Below are 3,661 nucleotides of genomic sequence, written 5' to 3'. Positions count from 1 at the left end.
GAAGCTCGGTGTGACGCTCGGCACCAACTACGATCAGATGGCGCGCACCGTGCCGGGCATCGAGGTGCAGACGTATCCGGGCGCGCCGGAGAAGCTGCGCGACCTCGCTGCGGGCCGGATCGAGGCGACGCTCGACGACCGCCTGATGCTGCCGTACATGATCAAGACGTCGAACCTGCCGCTGCGCGCGGGGGCGGTGCTGAACGGCGGCAAGCAGGAAATGGCGATCCCGTTCCGCAAGGGCAATCCGAAGTTCGAGAAGGCGATCAACGATGCGCTCGAGTCGCTGCGCAAGGACGGCACGCTGAAGAAGATCTCGACGCACTGGTTCGGCAGCGACGTGACGGTGCCGGTCGCGCAGTAAGCGGTTCGGCGCGTGTTCAATGCGTCACGTTTTCGCTGCGGCGAAGGCGTGACGCGCAGCTGTAGCGTTCGCCTCGCCTTCTTCCCTTCTTCCCCTTTTCCTTTTTCCGTCAGGCCGCCTCGTCGAAGCGGGAAAGCAGCATCTGGCCGATCGGCGTCAGCGCCGGACGCGCCGCTACCGCATTCACGCGGACCTGCGTATCGTCGACCAGCCGCTTTTCCACGAGCACGGCAAAGGCCGGGTTCGCGAGGTCGACACTGTCGGGCGCACGTGCAATGCGCAGCAGCATCGAGAATTCATGCGGGCTCAGCATGGTTCGTGTCTCCTGATCGCACGCGATGCAGTTTGATCGGCGTCGATCGCGTTTTCGAATGGAATGGATGCGAGGCAGCAGCCAATGCGCTGGCGGGAGCGAGAATCCCGGGTGAGCCTGCGCGACGCGGGCACGGCGTCGGACGCGGTCACGTACACCCCGATCGCGACAATGCTGCCGCGACGGGAGCGTGCAACGTTAGCGGCGCAGCGTGACGCGGGTGTGACGAGAAAAGGGGGATGGCGATGGTGCTCGCCGCCATCGCGGCGCGCGACTCCATGAACGAAAAAAGGGTTACGGAAAACTCCGTAACCCTTTTTCGGATTTGGTGCCGGCTGCAGGACTCGAACCCGCCACCTGATGATTACAAATCAACTGCTCTACCAGATGAGCTAAGCCGGCGTAGCGCGAGATTCTACCTCATTTCACGATCTTGAGGCGAGGTCTGCTGCCGCCTTTCGAGCCGTCGCCGTCGGTTTTCGGCGGTTCGTCGGCCCCTTCGGACGGTTCCTCGTTCGCGCCGCTGTCGGCGACCGGCGCCAACGGCGATACGGACTCGTCGCGCTGCGCGTCGTCGGCCGGCGCGGCGTCATCGTCGAACGCGCCCGAATCCTCGCCTTCGCCCGCGACCGCATCGACCTGGAATGCCATGCCCTGCCCGTTCTCGCGCGCATAGATCGCGAGCACGTTGGCCACCGGAATCTCGATCTTGTGCGCCTTCCCGGAGAACCGGGCCGTGAACTCGATCCACTCGTTGCCCATCTGCAACTGGCTCGTCGCCTCGAAGCTGATGTTGAGCACGATCTCGCCGTCACGCACGAACTGACGCGGCACGCGCGTCGAGTTGTCGACCCTCACCGCGATATGCGGCGTGTAACCGTTATCGGTGCACCACTCGTACAACGCGCGCAGCAGATAAGGCTTCGTTGAAATCTCTTGCATCACAATCCTCGAACCCGGAGCGGGCGCGCGGCACGCCGCGCCACCCGCTCCGTCATGCCTTCATTGCAACATTAACGACGCATGACCTTTTCGGACGGCGTCAGTGCTTCGATGTAGGCCGGACGGCTGAAGATCCGTTCGGCGTACTTCATCAGCGGCGCGGCGTTCTTCGACAGCTCGATGCCGTAGTGATCCAGGCGCCACAGCAGCGGTGCGATCGCGACGTCGAGCATCGAGAACTCTTCGCCGAGCATGTACTTGTTCTTCACGAAGATCGGCGCGAGCTGCGTCAGGCGATCGCGGATCGCGAGGCGTGCCTTCTCGTGATTCTTCTCCGCCGCCTTGCCCTTCTCGTTCTCGAGCGTGCTGACGTGGACGAACAGCTCCTTCTCGAAGTTGAGCAGGAACAGGCGCGCACGGGCGCGCTGCACCGGGTCGGCCGGCATCAGTTGCGGATGCGGGAAGCGCTCGTCGATGTACTCGTTGATGATGTTCGATTCGTACAGGATCAGGTCGCGCTCGACCAGGATCGGCACCTGACCGTACGGGTTCATCACCGAAATGTCTTCCGGCTTGTTGAACAGGTCGACGTCGCGGATTTCGAAGTCCATGCCCTTCTCGAACAGCACCAGCCGGCAACGCTGGGAGAACGGGCAAGTTGTGCCGGAATACAGAACCATCATATTTGCGTTTCCTCAAAAAAGCCGAGGGCCGGCACGCGGCGAAACCCCTTTCACGAGTTCCGCCTTGCGCCGGCCCCACGCCGGTCAGGCGTGTTTACTTGATATCTTTCCAGTACGCGGCATTCAGCCGCCAGGCCAGGAAAGTCAGGACACCGAGAAAGATCAGCACCCACACGCCGAGGCGCTTGCGGGTCTGCTGGGCCGGCTCGGACATCCATGTCATATAGGCCACCAGGTCGGCCACCGCAGCATCGTAGTCGGGCGACGAGAGCGTGCCCGGCGTGACCTGCTGGAAGCCGACGAGCACGTGGGCCTTCTCGCCCGTCTCCTCGTCCGTCTTGTCTTCGAATTTGGCAACGCGCTGCCCCTGCAGCTGCCACAACACATGGGGCATGCCGACGTTCTCGAACACCGCGTTGTTCCAGCCGGTCGGCCGCGTATCGTCGCGGTAGAAGCTCCGCAGATACGTGTACAGCCAGTCGCGGCCGCGCGCACGCTCCTCGACCGACAAGTCGGGCGGCGTGGTGCCGAGCCAGTTCTTCGCGTCGTCGGGCCGCATCGCGACGGACATCGTGTTCCCGACCTTGTCGGTCGTGAACAGGAGATTCGTTTCGATCTCCTTCTGGGATATGCCCAGATCCGTCAGACGGTTGTAGCGCATCAGGTTCGCGCTGTGGCAGTTCAGGCAATAGTTTACAAACAATTGCGCGCCGTGCTGAAGCGAAACGAGATTTTCCGTGTTATCGGGCGCCCGGTCGAGCGGAAAATTACCCTCCGCCCGCACGGCCGGCGCCGCCAGCAGCGCACAGGCGGTCGCCCCGATCAACGCGAGTGTCGAAAGCAGTTTCTTCATGTCGTTCTCTCCTCGCTCACGTTAATGGGGCTTGAAGCGCACCCGTTCCGGCGGCTGCTTGAACGTGCCAAGCGGCGTCCAGACGGGCATGCCGAGGAAGAACGCGAAGTAGATCAGCGCGCAGGCCTGCGCGATCAGCGTCGCCGCCGGCGACGGCGGCCGCGTGCCGAGGAACGCGAGGGTCAGGAACGCCGCGACGAAGATCCCGAGGAACACCTTGTGGAACAGCGGCCGGTAGCGGATCGACTTCACCGGGCTGCGGTCGAGCCACGGCAGGAAGAACAGCGAGATCACCGCCGAGCCCATCACGACGACGCCCCAGAACTTCGACTCCGTCAGGTACATGAACACGACGATCGCCGCAGCCAGCACCGGCAGCCCGACTTTCCACTTGCCGCGCGCACGGATCAGTGCGAGCACGCCGAGCAGCGCGATCACGATCATCAGCACGATCTTGAACGGATCGGTGGTCGCGCGCAGCATCGCGTAGAACGCGGTGAAGTACC

General features: G+C 63.3%; 5 protein-coding genes, 1 tRNA gene and 1 pseudogene. 1 reads left to right on the top strand and 6 read right to left on the bottom strand.

Going from position 1 to position 3,661, the window contains the following annotated elements; translation table 11 throughout:
• On the top strand, positions 1 to 364 hold a 364-nt coding region (locus tag JMF90_RS28550), incomplete at its 5' end, for a transporter substrate-binding domain-containing protein (RefSeq protein WP_201325729.1).
• A 109-nt stretch (positions 365 to 473) separates the two neighbouring features.
• Here the strand turns inward: JMF90_RS28550 and JMF90_RS28545 are convergent.
• The 6 genes and pseudogenes from JMF90_RS28545 to JMF90_RS28520 form a co-directional block, all read right to left on the bottom strand.
• The gene (locus JMF90_RS28545; protein ID WP_011546589.1) at positions 474 to 677 is read right to left on the bottom strand and encodes a hypothetical protein; all 204 of its coding nucleotides are present in this window, start codon (positions 675 to 677) and stop codon (positions 474 to 476) included.
• A 326-nt stretch (positions 678 to 1,003) separates the two neighbouring features.
• A tRNA-Thr gene (locus tag JMF90_RS28540) sits at positions 1,004 to 1,079 on the bottom strand.
• Positions 1,080 to 1,097: 18 nt separating this feature from the next.
• Positions 1,098 to 1,619 carry a ClpXP protease specificity-enhancing factor gene (locus JMF90_RS28535; RefSeq protein ID WP_011546600.1) on the bottom strand — a complete coding sequence of 174 codons (522 nt, stop codon included), beginning with the start codon at positions 1,617 to 1,619 and terminating at the stop codon, positions 1,098 to 1,100.
• Between the two features lie 71 nt (positions 1,620 to 1,690).
• A complete protein-coding gene (locus JMF90_RS28530) occupies positions 1,691 to 2,302 on the bottom strand; it encodes a glutathione S-transferase N-terminal domain-containing protein (RefSeq protein WP_006400565.1) in 612 nt (203 codons plus the stop codon).
• A 94-nt stretch (positions 2,303 to 2,396) separates the two neighbouring features.
• Complete coding sequence (locus JMF90_RS28525; protein ID WP_006477108.1) at positions 2,397 to 3,155, bottom strand: cytochrome c1; 759 nt, start codon at positions 3,153 to 3,155, stop codon at positions 2,397 to 2,399.
• Between the two features lie 21 nt (positions 3,156 to 3,176).
• Positions 3,177 to 3,661, bottom strand: a pseudogene (locus JMF90_RS28520) (cytochrome bc complex cytochrome b subunit); the annotation flags it as partial.

It is taken from the genome of Burkholderia sp. E168m23 (assembly GCF_016586125.1).
GTDB classification, from domain to species: Bacteria; Pseudomonadota; Gammaproteobacteria; order Burkholderiales; family Burkholderiaceae; genus Burkholderia; species Burkholderia orbicola.
Note: the sequence above shows the minus strand (reverse complement) of the source record. Positions and strands in the feature narration are given on the sequence as shown.

Coding starts and splice junctions, on each gene's coding strand:
- JMF90_RS28545 (WP_011546589.1), bottom strand. CDS start 677: ATGCTGAGCCCGCATGAATTCTCGATGCTGCTGCGCATTGCACGTGCG.
- JMF90_RS28535 (WP_011546600.1), bottom strand. CDS start 1,619: ATGCAAGAGATTTCAACGAAGCCTTATCTGCTGCGCGCGTTGTACGAG.
- JMF90_RS28530 (WP_006400565.1), bottom strand. CDS start 2,302: ATGATGGTTCTGTATTCCGGCACAACTTGCCCGTTCTCCCAGCGTTGC.
- JMF90_RS28525 (WP_006477108.1), bottom strand. CDS start 3,155: ATGAAGAAACTGCTTTCGACACTCGCGTTGATCGGGGCGACCGCCTGT.